Source organism: Luteibacter anthropi (assembly GCF_023699965.1).
Taxonomy (GTDB): Bacteria; Pseudomonadota; Gammaproteobacteria; order Xanthomonadales; family Rhodanobacteraceae; genus Luteibacter; species Luteibacter anthropi.
The window spans coordinates 2,378,474-2,394,705 of record NZ_CP077072.1 but is presented as its reverse complement, the minus strand read 5'-3'; the positions used below and the strand labels follow the sequence as shown (position 1 = coordinate 2,394,705).

The following is a 16,232-nucleotide window of genomic DNA, read 5'->3' as shown; positions in this document are numbered from 1 at the left end:
GTCTTAGCGCACCTTCAACGTAGCCAGACCAATGAGCACCAGCACGACGCTGATGATCCAGAAGCGCACGATGACCCGGGGCTCGGGCCAGCCTTTCAGTTCGAAGTGATGATGGATCGGCGCCATGCGGAAGATGCGCTTGCCACGCAGCTTGAAGCTTGCGACCTGAAGCATCACGGAAGCCGTTTCCATCACGAACACGCCGCCCATCACCAGCAGCACGATTTCCTGGCGCACGATCAGCGCGACGCAACCCAGCGCGGCACCGATGGCCAGCGCACCCACGTCGCCCATGAAGACCTGGGCCGGGTAGGTGTTGAACCAGAGGAACCCCAGACCCGCACCCGACAGCGCGCTGCAGAAGATCGCCAGCTCACCGGCACCCGGAATGGCCGGGATGCCGAGGTATTCGGAAAACAGCTTGTTGCCCGCGAGGTAGGCGAAGATGCCCAGCGCACCGGAGACCAGCACGCTCGGCATGATGGCGAGGCCGTCGAGGCCGTCGGTGAGGTTCACCGCGTTGGAGAAGCCCACGATGATGAAGTAGCCCACCACGACGAAGAGCACGCCCAGCGGCAGCGCCACCTGCTTGAACAGCGGCACGTAAAGTGCAGTTTCCGCCGGCAGCTGGTGCGTCTGGTAAAGGAACACGGCGGCGGCCAGGCCGAACACCGACTGCCAGAAGTACTTCCAGCGGCTGGCGAGGCCACGGCTGTCCTTCAGCACCAGCTTGCGGTAATCGTCGTAGAAGCCGATGGCGCCGAAAGCCACGGTCACCAGCAGCACCACCCAGATGTAGCGGTTGCCGAGGTCGGCCCACAGCAGCGTGGAGATGCCGATGGCGAACAGGATCAGCGTGCCGCCCATGGTGGGCGTTCCGGCCTTGGAAAGATGCGTCTGCGGACCATCGCTGCGCACCACCTGCCCGGCCTTCAGCGCGGCAAGCTTGCGGATCATGGCCGGACCCAGCAGCAGCGACACGGCCAGCGCGGTAAGCGCCGCCATGATGGCGCGGAAAGTGATGTACTGGAACAGATGCAGCGACGTGAAGTGCCGAGCCATCCATTCCGCCAGTTCAAGCAGCATGGGATGCTCCTTCAGCGTACGACTTCATTGCTGCCGCGACCCGCTCCATACCGGAGGAACGCGACCCCTTCACGAGGACGGTGACGCCCGCGTGGATGTCATGACAGGCCGCCTCGATGAGGGCTTCCTGCGTGGTGAAATGGTGTGCGCCCTTGCCGAAGGCCTCCGCCGCCGCCGCGCTCTTCGCACCGATGGCGAACAGCCGCTCGATGCCGCGCTCGTGGGCGAGGCGACCGGTATCGGCATGCATCTTCACCGCATCCGGACCCAGTTCGGCCATGTCGCCCAGGATCAGCCAGCGCTCGCCCCTGGCCAGGGCCAGCGTGTCGATGGCGGCGGCGGCCGAACCCGGATTGGCGTTGTAGCTGTCGTCGATGAGCGTCCAGTTGCCCGGCATCGGTTCGAGGTTGAGGCGGCCCGCGACACGCGGCACCTGTTCCAGCCCTTCCACGATGGTCTCCACCGGCACGTCGAGTGCGATGGCAATGGCCGCCGCCGCAAGGGCGTTGGCTACATTGTGACGACCGGCCAGCGGCAGGCGTACGTCGCCGTCGCCATGGGGCGTCGACAGCACGAAGTGCGTGCCGTCGATGGTCTCTTCGACGATGTCGGCACCGATGTCGGCGCGGTGACCCAGCGCATAACGCAGCGTGCGGCGCGAGCCGGCCAGGCCGGCAAAGAAACCGGCGAAGCGCTCGTCGTCCGCGTTGATGATGGCCACGCCGTCCACCGGCAGCGCCTGGTACAGCGCGCCCTTGGTCTCGGCGACGCCTTCGATGGTTCCCATGCGCTCAAGGTGCGCAGGCGCAATGGAATTCACGAGGCCGATATCGGGCCGTGCGATGGCGGCGAGATAGGCGATGTCGCCCGGCTTGCCGGCGCCCATTTCGAGCACGGCGTAACGGGTGTCCTCGGGCATCGCCAGCAGGGTCAGCGGCATGCCCAGCTCGTTGTTGTAGTTGCCGGCGTTGACGTGGGTGCGGCCATGGCGCGACAGGATCGACGCGGTAAGCGTCTTCACCGTGGTCTTGCCGTTGGAACCGGTGATGCCCACCACGCGCACGTTGCGCTGCGCGCGCACGGCACTGGCGAGGTCGCCCAGCGCGAGTTGGGTGTCGTCGACGATCACCTGGGCGATCGGCGCATCCACGGGACGGGTGACCAGCGCGGCAACGGCGCCGCGCTCGGCGGCCATGGCCACGAAATCGTGGCCGTCCACGCGCTCGCCGGGCAGCGCCACGAACAGGTCACCGGCCTTCAGGCTGCGGGTATCGATGGAAAAGCCGGTCACCTCGGTATCGGCGCCCTGCAGGCGGCCGCGAGTCCAGAGGGCGACGGCGGAAAGGCGCATCATGCGCGGGCTCCCTTGGTGCTGGATGCCATCGCCTCACGGGCGACGGCGAGGTCGTCGAAGGGCTGCTTGCCCTCCGGACCTTCCTGATAGGTTTCGTGGCCCTTGCCTGCGATCAGCACGACGTCGTCGGCTTTCGCATCGGCCAGGGCCAGGGCAATGGCGGACGCGCGGTCGCGCTCCACCATGACGGTGTCGGGGTGGGCGAAGCCGGCCACGATCTGGGCAACGATGGTGTCGCCGTCTTCGCTGCGCGGGTTGTCGTCGGTGACGATCACCACATCGGCGAGGCGCTCGGCAATGCCGGCCATGATCGGGCGCTTGCCCTGGTCACGATCGCCACCAGCGCCGAAGACGCAGATGAGGCGACCCTTGGTATGCGAACGCAGCGCCAGCAAGGCCTGTTTCAGCGCGTCGGGCGTGTGTGAGTAATCGACCACCACCAGCGGCTTCTTGCCATCGCCACCAAGACGGCTCATGCGCCCGTTGACGGGCTGCAATGATTCCAGCGCGGCGTGGATGCGCTCGAACGGCTCGTCCAGTGCGCCCAGCACCGCCGCGACGGCGAGCAGGTTGGCGACATTGAAGCGACCCAGCAGGGCGCTGCGCACGGTGCGCATGCCCCACGGCGTATTCAGGTTGAACGACAGGCCCTTGGCCGAGGTGACGATGATGTCGGCGCGGATCTCGGCGTCCTTCTCGGTGGCCTCGTGGGCCATCGACGTGCGCAGCTTCGTCACGCCTTCCGCCAGGCCTTTCGCCAGCTTCACGCCGAAGGCGTCGTCGACGTTGATCACCGCCGTACGCAGGCCGTCGAAGCCAAACAGCTTCGCCTTCGCGGCCCCGTACGCTTCCATGGTGCCGTGGTAATCGAGATGGTCGCGGGTGAGGTTGGTGAACACCGCCACGTCGAAGGCAACGCCGTTGACCCGGCCCTGCTCCAGCGCATGCGACGACACTTCCATCGCCACGTGCGTGGCGCCGGCCTCGCGGAAATCCGCGAACAGCGACTGCATGCTGATCGCATCCGGCGTGGTGCGCTCGCCTTCGACGATATGACCGTGCATGCCCGCACCCAGCGTGCCCACCGTGGCCGGCTTACGGCCGAGGAAGGCCAGCGCCTGGGCGATGAGCTGCACCGTGGAGGTCTTGCCGTTGGTGCCGGTGACACCCACGACCTGGAGCGGCTGCGACGGTGAACCGTAGAAGCGGGCAGCGATGCGCCCCGTCTTCTCGCGCAGATCCTTCACGGTGATCACGGGCACGCCCGGATCGACGGCGTCGAACGGCGGCTCGGCCAGGATCACGGCCGCGCCCTGCTCCACCGCTTTCGCGGCGAAGTCGATGCCATGGCCCTTCGTGCCACGCAGCGCGACGAAGGCATTGCCCTCGATGATGGCGCGCGAATCCAGCGAGAGTCCGGAAACGAGAATTTCGCCGGCACCCGGGGCGTCGGCGAAACCATTGAGTAGATCGGCGAGGCGCATGGTCACGGGACCACCTCTTCCGCCGCGCTGTCGTCCGCTTGTGGCGGTGCGTTGTTCGTACTGATCATGCCACCCTGGCTCGGGCCGCCGGCGTACCAGCGACCCACGTTGTCCGGCGGGATGTCCAGCAGCCTCACCGCACCCTGCATCACCTGGACGAAGGCCGGACCGGCGACGGAGCCACCGTAGTACCGGCCACCCTTCGGGTCGTTGATGACCACGACGGTGACGATGCGGGGAGCGCTGGCCGGGATCATGCCCACGAACAGCGAAATATAGTTATTGGCGTAGTAACCGCCGGCGGAATTCTTGTGCGAGGTACCGGTCTTGCCGGCCACGCTGTAGTTGGCGACGGACGCGAAGCCGTAGCCGGTGCCGCCCGGGGCGACCACGGTCTCGAGCATGCGCACGAGCTCATGGGCCACGTCGGGCGTGACGACCTGGTTGGGCGGGTTGTCCGCACCCTTGATGAAGCTGGGCGCACGATACTGGCCGCCGTTGCCGATGGCGGCGTAGCCGGTGGCCAGCTGCAGCGGCGTCACGTTGAGGTTGTAGCCGTAGGCCAGGCGCGACTTCTCGATGGGCTTCCAGGTGCGGCCCACCGGCAGGTAGCCGGAGGCTTCGCCGGGGAAGCCGCTTCCCGTGCTGTTGCCGATGCCGAACGACTTGTAGATGCCGTAGAGGAAATCGGTATCCAGCGTCATCGCGATCTTGGCGGCACCCACGTTCGACGACTTGGTGATGACGCCGGTCGGGGTGAGCGTGCCCCAGTTATGCGTGTCGCGCACCGGGTGACCACCCATCATCCACGTACCCGGCGAGGTCTCGATGAGCGGCGAGGTCGGTGTGTACTTGCCGCTGGTGAGTGCGGCGGCCATGGTGAACGCCTTCATGGTGGAGCCCGGCTCCACCACGTCGGTGACGGCGCGGTTGCGGCGTTCCTGCGGGGTGCTGCCACGCACCGCGTTCGGGTTGAACGACGGCAGGTTGGCCATGCCCAGCACTTCGCCGGTGTGTACGTCCATCACCACGATGGAGCCCGAATCGGCCTTGTTCTTGTCCAGCGCATCCTTGAGCGCGCTATAGGCGAGGTATTGGATGCGGCGGTCGATGGACAGCGTGAGGTCGCGGCCCGGCTGCGGCTCGCGCACCAGTTCCACGTCTTCCACCACATGGCCCATGCGGTCGCGGATGACGCGCTTGGCGCCCGGCTTGCCGGCCAGCCACTCTTCAAAAGCCAGTTCCAGGCCTTCCTGGCCGTGGTCGTCGATGTTGGTGAAGCCGAGGATATGGCTGTTTACTGCACCCGACGGGTAATAACGACGGTACTCGCGCTGCGACGCAATGCCGGGAATCTTCAGGTCGACGACGGCCTGCGCGTCTTCCGGACGCATCTGGCGCGCGATGTACATGAACTCTTTATCTGCACGGGCTTCGATCTTCTGCTTGAGATCGTCGGCATCCACATGCAGCGCGTGCGCCAGCTCGGGAATGCGGTCGGCATTCTCAAGCACTTCGGGCGGATTGGCCCAGATGGAAGCTACCGGCGTCGACACGGCAAGCGGCTCGCCGTTGCGGTCGAAGATGGTGCCGCGCGACACGGCGATGGGCATTTCACGCAGGAAGCGCGCGTCGCCCTGATCCTGGTAGAACTGCTTGCGCACCACCTGGAGGTCGAAGGCACGCACCACCAGACCCGAGGCGGCGATACACAGCAGCGCCACCATCACGGTCATGCGCTTGCGCGGGCTGGGGCCCTGGCCGCGACGGCGGCTCGGCACCACCGGCTTGCCGTAACGGGCCTTCATCGACGCACCAGCTGGATGTCCTGCTGCTTCGGCGTGTACATGCTGAGGCGGGCACGGGCTTCTGCATCGATGCGGCTGGGTTCGGCGTAGGTAGCCTGTTCCAGTTCGAGACGGCCGTATTCCACGCCGAGGTCGTCCTTCTGGCTTTGCAGCCGGGACAGCTCGACGAAGAGGATGCGGCTCTCGTGGCGCGTCCACACCACGCCGATCGCGCTGACGATGACCGCCAGCAGCAGGATCGTGAGGCAGAACGCGCCGAAGATCTTCATGCAAGTTTCTCCGCCACGCGCAGCACGGCGGAACGCGAGCGCGGATTCGCGGCCACTTCGGCGTCGGAGGGGAAGATGGCCTTGCCGACCGGCTTCAGGCGCGCAGTCTTGGCTTCGGCGGGCGGCGCGCGGCGATTGCCCTGCACACGCCCCTCGTGCGAGCGGATGAACTGCTTCACCGTGCGGTCTTCCAGCGAGTGGAAGCTGATCACCGAGAGACGGCCGCCGACCTTCAGCAGCTCCAGCGCGGCATCGAGGCCACGCTCCACGGATTCCAGCTCGGCGTTCACGCGGATGCGCAGCGCCTGGAAGGTGCGGGTGGCTGGATTCTTGCCCGGCTCGCGGCGACCGACGCAGCGGGCGACCAGTTCGGCCAGCTCGCCGGTGCGGGCGATCGGTGCCGTGGCGCGACGCTCAACGATGGTCTTGGCGATACGACGGCTGAAGCGCTCTTCGCCGAAGGTCCACAGCACGTCGGCGATCTCTGCCTCGCTGGCTTCGGCCAGGAAGTCGGCTGCGCTGATGCCGCGGGTGGTGTCCATGCGCATGTCGAGCGGTGCATCGCCCATGAAGCTGAAGCCGCGGCTTGCGTCATCGAGCTGCGGCGACGAGACGCCCAGGTCGAGCAGGATGCCGTCGAGGCCACCTTCGAGTGCCGGCCATTCGCCCATCGTGGCGAAATTGTCGTGGCGCAGGGAAACACGCGGATCGGTGGCGAGGCCAGCCTCGGCCACGGCAATGGCCGTGGGATCGCGATCCATCAGATACAGGCGGCCGTCGGCGGACAACCGGGCAAGGATGGCCCGGGCGTGACCGCCCCGACCGAATGTCCCGTCCAGATAACGCCCGTTCTCGCGCAAGGCGAGGCCCTCCACCGCTTCTTCGAGCATCACCGGGATGTGCACTTCGCGCCCCGCCATCGCCACATCCCGCTCCCGTTCTACTTCTTAAGTTCAGTTAGTCGTTACAACCGCAGCTCCGCCATGTCGTCGCTGATCTCGTCCTCGCCGATCGTCTGCCTGATCTTGGCGAGGTGGGCCTGTTCGCTCCAAAGCTCGAACTTGTTGCCCATGCCCAGCAACACGGCTTTTTTTTCTATGCCCGCCGCGGCGCGCTGACTGGCCGGAAGGAGGACGCGTGCTGCGCCGTCGGGTTCGACGATCGCGGCTGCGCCCACCAGCTTCATCTGCAACGCACGGTGGACGGCCTTCACGCTGGGCAGCGCATTGACCTGGTCGCGGACCTGCTCCCACTCGGCATACGGGAAAATCCAAAGGCATCCCGTCTCGAATGGGTTGTAGGTAATCACCAGACGGTTTGCGCAGGCGTCAGCCACCAGATCCCGATAAGAAGTCGGAATCGTCAGACGACCTTTGTCGTCGACCGTGATGGCGGTTTCGCCTTGAAACATGTCTGCTGGCTACCCCACTAAATCCCACGATTTCACACTGGAGCCCACGATAGTCTCGCCCCTTGAGACTGTCAAGGAATTTTTTCTTGTGAATCAAAGAGAAAGCTGCCATTCATGACCAATTCCAGCCTTTTCTGAGGAACCAGCGGAAGGTGGTTGAATCGCGGGGATTTTTTGACGGAAACGCCTGTGCGAAGGCGTCCCGCACGCCGTGAAATTGACGTGTAGGCGGCAGAGGGTCGTGGAGATTGGTGGGAGAAGCGCGATCGGGGCATGGGATGCCCCGATCGCAACGAAAGGTTGGAGTCGGCCTGTAAGCCGGGTTCTGTACGTCTTGCGACGAGACAGTCATTCTTCTCGGCCTGGCGTCACCGCCAGGCTCTAGCAACCTACCCGGGAACGACGCGGGCCGCGTCATGGTTCCCTTATTTGGTCTTGCTCCGGGTGGGGTTTACCGTGCCGTGCGACGTTAGCCCCGCACGCGGTGCGCTCTTACCGCACCCTTTCACCCTTACCTGATCCCCTTGCGGGGCCATCGGCGGTCTGCTCTCTGTTGCACTGGCCGTCAGCTCACGCTGCCCAGGAGTTACCTGGCACCCTGCCCTGTGGAGCCCGGACTTTCCTCGATGCACACAAGGTGCGACGCGACTGTCCGGCCGACTCCACCGCCGATTATACGCCATGCTCGCTAGAATGACCGGCCAGTCACCGCGGAAACCCCGATGTCCTCCTCCCGCCCCGGCACCCTGTACGTCGTCGCCACGCCCATCGGGCATCGTGACGACATCAGCGCACGCGCCATCGAGACCCTGCGCAAGGTGGCCGTGATCGCCGCGGAAGACACCCGGCATACCCGTCCACTGCTCCAGCACCTGGGCATCGATACACCACTGGTGGCACTGCACGACCACAACGAGCGCACGGCGGTGGATGCGCTGGTGGAGCGTCTGCGACAGGGCGACGACGTGGCCCTGGTTTCCGATGCCGGTACGCCGCTTATCAGTGATCCGGGGTTTCGCCTGGTGCGCGCCGTGCGGGCTGCCGGCCTGAAGGCCAGTCCCGTGCCAGGCCCCAGCGCCGTCGTCGCCGCGCTGTCGGTGGCTGGCCTGCCGAGCGATCGATTCATCTTCGAAGGCTTCCTGCCCGCCAAGGGCGGCGCACGGCGTTCGCGCCTGACCGAACTGGCCGGCGAATCGCGCACGCTTATCTTCTATGAGTCGTCGCATCGCATCGTCGAGTGCCTGGAAGACATGCGCGAGGTGTTCGGCGCCGACCGCGAGGCGGTGATGGCGCGCGAGCTGACCAAGCTGTTCGAGACGGTGCTCGGTGCACCGCTGGGCGAGCTGGTGGAGCGCGTCACCGCAGACCCGAACCAGCAGAAGGGCGAGTTCGTGGTGATGGTGGGCGGTCGTGAGGCGGGTGAAGACGAACGCCTGGCCGAGGGGCTGCGGGTGTTCGGCATCCTTAAAGAGGAACTACCGCCGGCCAAGGCTGCGAAGCTGGCGGCTGCGATTACCGGTGCGCCGCGCAAGGCGCTTTACGGGGCTTGAGCTTCCTGTCAGCCGACATTCGGCTTCGCCGGTCGCGCGCAGGCGCGCTCCTACACAGGCGCTCACTGTAGGAGCGCGCCTGCGCGCGACCGGTCACAACGCATACGCCAAACCCCACGTGGCCTGCGCCCTCCTCCGATAAACCGCCCCCTACCGCCACGTCACACCCCGCGCCCGATCACGCCGGGCTCGCGAAGCGATGGGCTATGATCCGGGCGTTTCGGCGCCGGAGGGCGCCTCCCGCGTTACCAAAGGAAACTCCGATGCGAGCGATGCGTGCCACTACCCTCGGCCTCCTGCTGACTGCCGGCCTCGCCGGCTGTGCCACCCAGGGCGGCACGACGACCCAGCCCCACGGCACGGCACCCACCGGCGAGGCCACCCAGGCCGCGCAGGCGCTCTACACCAAGGGCCAGTTCGACCAGGCGGCGCAGGCCTACCTCGCCCTGGCCAACCAGGACTCCGATCATCGGGACTACTTCCGCCTGCTCGCCGCCGAGTCGTACCGGCAGGAAGGCGCCCTCGACCGCGCCGCGCCGGTGCTTGGTGACATTCGCCGCTCGCGACTGGAAGGCGAGGACGCCCTGCGCTTCGACGCCCTTCGCGCCGAACTCGCCCTGAAGAAGAACGACCCGGCCACCGCCCTGTCGCTTACCGGCAAGCCGTCGTCGCGTGTGTCCCCGCAGATCGAACAGCGCCTGACCGAACTGCATGCCCGCGCCCAGGCCGCATCGGGCGATCCGTGGAGCGCCGCCCAGACCCGCGTCGATCTTGACGGCCAGCTGCGCGGCATCGACCGCGAACAGAATCGCAAGGAGATCCTCGCCCTGCTCACCGGGCTCGGCGCCGAACCGCTGGCCACCCGTGGCAATGCGCTGCCGGCGAACGATCCGCTGCGCCCCTGGGTGCTCGAGGCACAGACCCAGCTCGGCAGCGCCACGCGCTCGCCTGCCGTGCTCGATCAGGCCGTGGGCACGGTCACCGGCGACAAGGGCGTGCGCGAAGGCTACAAGGTGCCCACCAAGGTCGCCCTGCTGTTGCCGCTCACCGGCCCGCTCGCCGGTGCCGGTGCCGCCATCCGCGACGGCTTCTTCGCGAACTACATCGATGCGGCGCATACCAATGCGCCGCGCCCGGAGGTCGCTGTCTACGACTCCGGCAATGACGCGTCGCACGCGGTCGCCGCCTACGACAAGGCGGTGTCCGAAGGTGCCCGTTTCGTGGTGGGCCCGCTCAACCGCGACGGCGTCTCGGCGATCTTCGCCAAGGGCGCGCTGCCCGCGCCGATGCTCACGCTGAACTATCCCAACGACAACAAGAACCTGCCGCCGTCCGGCGCCAACGAATTCGGCCTGCTGCCGGAAACCGAAGGCGCGCAGGTGGCCGACCACATGGCCGACCGTGGCCTGCACTCGGCGGTGGTGATCGTATCCACCGACGACTTCGCACGCCGCGCAGGCAATGCCTTCAAGGCGGAATGGCAGGCCCGTGGCGGCAAGCTCGCCGGGCAGGTCACGCTTGACGCCACCAGCATCGACTTCGCCTCGCAGCTTTCCGGCGCCGGCATAGGCGCCACGCCGGAGGGCGATACCGATGGTGGTGTCTTCCTCAGCATGAAGCCGCAGCAGGCCCGCCTGCTGATGCCACAGCTGCGCCTGACCCGCAACACCCAGCCGGTGTTCGCCACCTCGCACGTCTACACGGGTAGCGACGATGCGGCCGCGGACCGCGACCTCGAAGGCGTGGAGTTCTGCGACGCGCCCTGGCTGTTCGACGCACAGCCGGGCCTGCCGCGCCGCGCCGATCTGGCCGGCGCGATCCCCGCCACCCGGGGCGTGGCCGCCCGTCTGTTCGCCTTCGGCATGGATGCGTGGGGGCTGGTGCCTTACATCGACTGGATGCGCGGCCACCCGGGCAGCTACCTGCCGGGTGCCACCGGCCAGCTGGTGGCCGATGAATTCGGTCGCGTGCGCCGCGTACTCATCTGGGCGCGCTTCACTGACGGCGTGGCCCGTCCGGTCGCCGGTAGTCTCGAACTCGAAGCGCCGGCCACGGCTCCCACCGTCGAGAGCGGTGGCGGCTGATTCCCCACCGGCGCGGACAGGAGTCCGCGTTGAAAGCACCTCGTAAAACCACCCCGCGCCGCGCCACCGGAGACCACTTCGAAGGCGCGGCGCTTTCGTTTCTGCAGGCGCGCGGGTTGCGCCTTATACAAGCCAATTTCCTTTGCAGGCATGGCGAGATCGATCTCGTGATGCGCGATGGCGAGGTGGTCGTGTTCGTCGAGGTGCGTTACCGACGCGGTAGCGCGTTCGGCGGGGCGCTGGCATCGGTCACGGCAGCCAAGCGGCGGCGCATCGTGAGCGCGGCGCATATCTGGCTGGCGGGGAGGCCGTTCGATGCGCGCAGGCCGTGCCGGTTTGATGTGGTGGGGTTTGAGGGTGCAGTGGTGGAGTGGGTGCGAGGGGCGTTTGATGGGTGAGTTTCCGGGTATCCGGTCGCGCGCAAGGCGCGCTCCTACACAAGCCGCCTCGTAGAAGCGCGCCCGCACGCAACCAGACCAAAGCGACCCTTGTAGGAGCGCGCCTCGCGCGCGACCGGACCGAAGCGCCCCTTGCAGGAGCGCGCCTCGCGCAACCAGACCAAAGCGGCCCCTGTAGGAGCGCGCCTCGCGCGCGACCGGACCGAAGCGGCGTTTGCAGGAACACGCCTCGCGCGACCGGTCACACTAGCATCAAGCCGCCGCCAGAAACGCCTCACGCCCCAGCTTCGCCAGGTCCGCCACCGACTCCACGGTGATATCCGGCGGCGTATCCACCAGCTCCTTGCCCGCGGCCGCCGCGTAATGCCCCTGCTTCACGAACACGGTGGTGACGCGATCGCCCAGCAGCTTCTTCAGCGCCACGAGAATACGCGGCTTGTCATCCACCATCACGTAATGATCGGCCGGATACCGTGCCTGCATGTCGTCGAGCATCTCTTCCTTGTGCACGTAGATCAGCACGTCTTCCCGGAAGGCTTCCCACAACCCCGCACGGCGGATCTTGCGCGGCTGGAACACCGTATCGCCATCGGACATGATCACCGGCCGCCCCAGCGTGCGCAGATGATCGATCGTTTCCAGCACACCCGGAAAACGCCGCTGCTCGAACGGATAGTCGAGCAGGAAGAACGACATCTCCATGAACGAGCGATCGCTCTGCTGCCCACGCAGGCGCTGCAACACGCCCAGGTAATCGGCATAGCCCACCTGCCCGCGAATCTCCTTGTCGATGGCGTTGTAGCGTTCCCTGCCCCCGTCACCGAATTCATGCTCCAGCCGGGCGGCCAGGTCGGCGCTGAAACGGTCGTTGTCGATCAGGGTGTTGTCGACGTCGAACAGGAAGACGATGGAATCGCGGTCGGACACGGCACAGCCTCGTACGGAATGCGGATGCCCATCATATGGGGACAGCCGTGACGATCCGAAGGCCGGCAACGTTCAGGCGCGCTTGGGCGGCACCAGCGACAGACGCTTGCTGGCCGCCGTGGAGGCCTTGGGAGCCAGCAGGCGGGCGATTTCATCCGGCGGCAACGGGCGCGAGTAGAGGAAACCCTGCCCCTCTTCGCAGCCGGCACGCAGCAGGAAATCGTGCTGGGGCTCGGTCTCGATGCCTTCGGCGATGGTGTGCAGGTCCAGGCTGCGGGCGATGGCCAGCATCGCCTCGGTGATCGCCACGTCGTTGCCATTGGTCGGCAGGCCCGTGATGAAGGAGCGGTCGATCTTGAGATAAGCCACGGCAGGCAGCTTCAGATAGGCCAGCGAGGAATAGCCCGTGCCGAAGTCGTCGATCGCCACGGCGATCCCCAGCTTGTGCAGGGCGACCATGGTCCGCTCCGTATCCTCGCCCAGGCGCAGGATCGCGCTCTCGGTGAGCTCCACCAGCAGGCGGTTCGCGGGCACGCCGGTGGTAGCAAGCGCATGCTCCACGCCGGGAAGGAATTCCGGATGCGCAAAAGACCCTGCGGAAACGTTCACCGCCACGCGCAGCGGCGGCAGGCGCAGCTGATCCCAGGCCACCAGCTGGGCGCAGGCGGTTTCCATCACCCATTCGTCGATCTGCCGGATCAGGCCGAGGCTTTCTGCAATGGGGATGAATTCATCCGGAGGTACGGCGCCGCGCTCGGGATGGCGCCAGCGGATCAGTGCTTCCACGGCCACGATGCGCCCGCTGCGGATTTCGACACTGGGCTGGTATAGCAACTGGAATTCGTTGCGGGCCAGCGCCTGGCGCAGCTCGGAGGCAAGCTTCAGGCGACGCCGTGCATCCGCATGCATCTTCGGCGTGTAGAACCGCAATGCGTTGCGCTCTTCCGTTTTCGCCACATACATCGCGGCATCCGCGTTCGCGATGAGGGTGACCGGATCGTTGCCATCCAACGGGTAGCCCGCGATACCGATGCTGGCGCTGACGTACAACTCGTAATCGCCAAGGTCGAACGGACGCGCCAGCGCGGCCAGCAAGGCCTCGGCTGTTACCAGGGCCTCTTCGCGCGAACGCAGGTCGCCCAGAAGAATGGTGAACTCATCACCACCGATGCGCCCCGCGATGTCGTTTGCCGACAACTGTGCGCGGATGCGTTCCGCCACGCGCATCAGCAGTGCATCGCCGGTGGCGTGACTGTAACTGTCGTTGATGACCTTGAATGCATCGAGATCGACAAAAAGCACGGCCACGGCACCGCGCTCGTGGGCCGCGCGCGTGATCGCCTCCGCGCAAAGCCGCTCGAATTCCGAACGCGTGACCAGCCCCGTGAGCGGATCGTGCGTGGCCATGTGTTGCAGGCGCTGGCGGTCGGCCTTGCGCGCCGTGATGTCGGAGACCACCGCTACGTAATGCTGCGGGCGGCCGTCCGAATCCCGGATCGTGCTGATGCTCATCAGCTCCGGATACGTGCTTCCATCGGCGCGGCGGCTTTCCACTTCGCCCAGCCAGTTGTCGCCGGCGGCAATGTTTTCCCACAGCGATGCCGGCAGCGGACGACCATCCGGCAGCGTACGCGTGGCATCGAAGCGTGTCTTGCGCAGCGCCTGCACGGAGATGCCGGTGAGTTTCGTCATCGCCGCATTGGCCGTGGTCACGCGACGATCCGCGTCGGCGATGATCACGCCCTCGGCGATGCTCGCCAGTGCCTCGGCGGCGATCTTGCGCTCCTGCTCCATCGCCACGCGATCGGAAATATCGCGCACGATGGCCTGGCATACCTGGCGAGAACCCCACACCACGAGACTGCTCTGCGTTTCCACGGGGCGCGTCGCACCTTCCGTGTTGCGCAACGTGCCCACGCCGGAATAGGCCGAACCCTCCGTGAAAAGGCTCGACAGCTGGATACCGGTAAGGTCGTGTCGCGCGCATCCGATCCAGGCGGCCGCGCGACGGTTTGCATCGAGGATGCGCCCGGTTTCCTCGTCTACCATGAAGATGGCATCGGCGGCGCTGTCGAACAGCAGGCTGTAACGCTCCTCCGTGCCACGGATGCCCGCGAGGATGCGGCTGGCGAAGCGCAGCCACAACGCCGAGGCAAACGCCGCCACGCCAAGCACCGTGAAGAACAGCACCCGGCCCAGCCAGGAGGCGCCGTTGGCGATATCCAGCGAGAAAGCCTTGGCACGCGGTTCGATGAAGCGATTGAGGTCACCGATGCGCACGCGCTCCGCATCGAGATCCGCCTGGGTCAGGCTGCCGTCCGCATAGCCCTTTTCCAGGCGGTCGGCGATACGGTTCATCTCGGCAAGGCTGTCGTCGACCGAGCGCCATTCCGTAATGGCCTCGCGCACGTACGGCATGCCGGAGAAATGCTGGAAGATGAAGACCATCCCGGGGATGGCCTCGGGGATGACCCCGCCACGCGCGAAGTCGTCTTCGACCTCGGCATGGGAAAAGCTGCCACTGGCGATGGAGTCGCGCGCCGCGCGGTCGGCCATCAGCACGGCATAGTTACGTCTGAAACCGATCAGGTCGTCAGCACGCCCGTGACGGGCGTAATCGTCCAGGTCGATCACCGACTGCTTCTGGGCCTTCGACCAAAGACTCTCGCCGTTGAGGAAACCGGCGAGAGTCACCTGGGTCTGCAGCGCGACCCACGTCAGGGTGAGGATGAGGCCCACGACGGCGACAAGCGCATAGGCCAGAGGCCTCAGGCGCCTTGCGAGCGGTCGCTGTTGACTGGCTTCAATGCGTCGCATCGAATCCCCGATTCCTCAAACCGACGTGATATTGCGCTACTTCAGCTGCAACTTACGAGTTACGCGGCTGCCTCGTTCAACTTGCGGATGGAGAGGATGCCGTCCATGCAACGATCCAGCGTCACCGTCATGGCGACGTAACTACGACGGACGCATTCCTTCACGTGTTCGACCTGGTCTACCGGAGGGTTGCTTCCCAGCAAGGTGCAGACGATTTCAAGAGCCTCCCACGGATGGGTATCGTCATACGCGGCGTGCAGCTGAAGCCAGCGCAAACCGGCTTTGCGGCCGGAAATCGGCAGACTTTCCGCATATGCCACGCTTTCATAGACAATTTGCGACCAATCCCCGGTCGCGCCCTCCACCGCATAGTTGGTGGCGGCCATGCCCGCGGCCAGTGAATCATGCCGGGACACCTCCTGGCACCAGTCGGCCAGGGCCTGGGAGCCCTTGGGCGGTTCACCCGAAAGGACCTCCTCGCGGGACACCCCCGCCGATTCCGCCCAGTTGAGCCAGTACTCCGCGTGGTTCTGCTCTACCCGGATGTTGCGCACGAGCCAGCGACGGGCGAGATCGTCGCCCCGGCTGCGGCCGTACTGGGTCTTGAGCAGGCTACGGGCCATGTACCCCGGAAAACCCTCGATGACCGGCCACACGCCCACCATGAAGTGGCGGGTGGTCTGGGCATCGAGCGTGGCGGCACACATCGCCGACCACATGTCATGACGGACGATGGCCGCACGGGCATCCGCACAGGAGGACACCATGTCCTGTGCCCAGGTCGGATAGCTGGCGATGTCCATCTGCGGGCCGGTGAGTTCGAAACGAGCGTTCATAAGTGATCTCCCTAAAGATCAGCTGCCATTGGAAGGTCCGGGCAGACCGGGGCGACCCACGGCCCGCCCAGCCGGTCCCCATTGCGGGGCCGGACAGCCATTAGGGCACATCCCCCGTCACGCTTTGCCGGATACGGGGGTGCCATTGGTCATACACACGACAGCCAGGTGCGGGGCTATCGTGGACGCCCCTTTCCACGCCCAAGGA

At 66.1% G+C, this 16,232-nt stretch carries 13 protein-coding genes and 1 other RNA gene; 3 read left to right on the top strand and 11 right to left on the bottom strand.

Annotation, left to right across the window (positions count from 1 at the left end; translation table 11 throughout):
- Positions 1-3: 3 nt before the first annotated feature.
- The 8 genes from mraY to rnpB all read right to left on the bottom strand — a co-directional run bounded on the left by mraY (position 4) and on the right by rnpB (position 8,076).
- On the bottom strand, positions 4-1,086 hold the full coding sequence (mraY, locus tag KR767_RS10515) for a phospho-N-acetylmuramoyl-pentapeptide-transferase (protein WP_166952897.1): 1,083 nt from the start codon (positions 1,084-1,086) through the stop codon (positions 4-6).
- The gene (locus KR767_RS10510) at positions 1,076-2,440 is read right to left on the bottom strand and encodes a UDP-N-acetylmuramoyl-tripeptide--D-alanyl-D-alanine ligase (RefSeq protein ID WP_250879073.1); all 1,365 of its coding nucleotides are present in this window, start codon (positions 2,438-2,440) and stop codon (positions 1,076-1,078) included. Before KR767_RS10510 ends, mraY begins: the two co-directional genes overlap by 11 nt.
- Positions 2,437-3,924 (bottom strand): UDP-N-acetylmuramoyl-L-alanyl-D-glutamate--2,6-diaminopimelate ligase, encoded by a 1,488-nt coding sequence (locus tag KR767_RS10505; RefSeq protein ID WP_250879148.1) that lies wholly within the window; start codon positions 3,922-3,924, stop codon positions 2,437-2,439. The genes KR767_RS10510 and KR767_RS10505 overlap by 4 nt, the downstream gene beginning before the upstream one ends.
- Before the next feature lie 2 nt (positions 3,925-3,926).
- Positions 3,927-5,732: a peptidoglycan D,D-transpeptidase FtsI family protein gene (locus tag KR767_RS10500; RefSeq protein WP_250879072.1), complete on the bottom strand. Its 1,806-nt coding sequence runs from the start codon at positions 5,730-5,732 to the stop codon at positions 3,927-3,929.
- A complete protein-coding gene (gene ftsL, locus KR767_RS10495) occupies positions 5,729-6,001 on the bottom strand; it encodes a cell division protein FtsL (RefSeq protein WP_166952891.1) in 273 nt (90 codons plus the stop codon). Before ftsL ends, KR767_RS10500 begins: the two co-directional genes overlap by 4 nt.
- Positions 5,998-6,921, bottom strand: coding sequence for a 16S rRNA (cytosine(1402)-N(4))-methyltransferase RsmH (gene rsmH, locus KR767_RS10490; protein ID WP_166952888.1), 924 nt, complete (start codon positions 6,919-6,921; stop codon positions 5,998-6,000). The genes ftsL and rsmH overlap by 4 nt, the downstream gene beginning before the upstream one ends.
- Before the next feature lie 44 nt (positions 6,922-6,965).
- Positions 6,966-7,412: a division/cell wall cluster transcriptional repressor MraZ gene (gene mraZ / locus KR767_RS10485; RefSeq protein WP_166952885.1), complete on the bottom strand. Its 447-nt coding sequence runs from the start codon at positions 7,410-7,412 to the stop codon at positions 6,966-6,968.
- 298 nt (positions 7,413-7,710) lie between these two features.
- An RNA gene (rnpB, locus tag KR767_RS10480) (RNase P RNA component class A) lies at positions 7,711-8,076 on the bottom strand.
- A gap of 58 nt (positions 8,077-8,134) precedes the next feature.
- Between rnpB and rsmI the strand changes: the two genes are divergently transcribed.
- From rsmI to KR767_RS10465, 3 genes are all read left to right on the top strand, one after another.
- On the top strand, positions 8,135-8,962 hold the full coding sequence (rsmI, locus tag KR767_RS10475; RefSeq protein ID WP_250879071.1) for a 16S rRNA (cytidine(1402)-2'-O)-methyltransferase: 828 nt from the start codon (positions 8,135-8,137) through the stop codon (positions 8,960-8,962).
- A 263-nt stretch (positions 8,963-9,225) separates the two neighbouring features.
- Complete coding sequence (locus KR767_RS10470; RefSeq protein ID WP_166952879.1) at positions 9,226-11,046, top strand: penicillin-binding protein activator; 1,821 nt, start codon at positions 9,226-9,228, stop codon at positions 11,044-11,046.
- A gap of 29 nt (positions 11,047-11,075) precedes the next feature.
- Positions 11,076-11,444: a YraN family protein gene (locus KR767_RS10465; protein ID WP_166952876.1), complete on the top strand. Its 369-nt coding sequence runs from the start codon at positions 11,076-11,078 to the stop codon at positions 11,442-11,444.
- Between the two features lie 252 nt (positions 11,445-11,696).
- On the opposite strand, the gene KR767_RS10460 is transcribed toward KR767_RS10465, so the two are convergent.
- From KR767_RS10460 to KR767_RS10450, 3 genes are all read right to left on the bottom strand, one after another.
- Positions 11,697-12,371, bottom strand: coding sequence for an HAD family hydrolase (locus KR767_RS10460; RefSeq protein WP_166952873.1), 675 nt, complete (start codon positions 12,369-12,371; stop codon positions 11,697-11,699).
- 72 nt (positions 12,372-12,443) lie between these two features.
- On the bottom strand, positions 12,444-15,188 hold the full coding sequence (locus KR767_RS10455; RefSeq protein ID WP_250879070.1) for a putative bifunctional diguanylate cyclase/phosphodiesterase: 2,745 nt from the start codon (positions 15,186-15,188) through the stop codon (positions 12,444-12,446).
- A gap of 59 nt (positions 15,189-15,247) precedes the next feature.
- Positions 15,248-16,024, bottom strand: a complete 777-nt coding sequence (locus KR767_RS10450; RefSeq protein WP_250879069.1) for an iron-containing redox enzyme family protein — start codon at positions 16,022-16,024, stop codon at positions 15,248-15,250.
- Positions 16,025-16,232 lie beyond the last annotated feature (208 nt).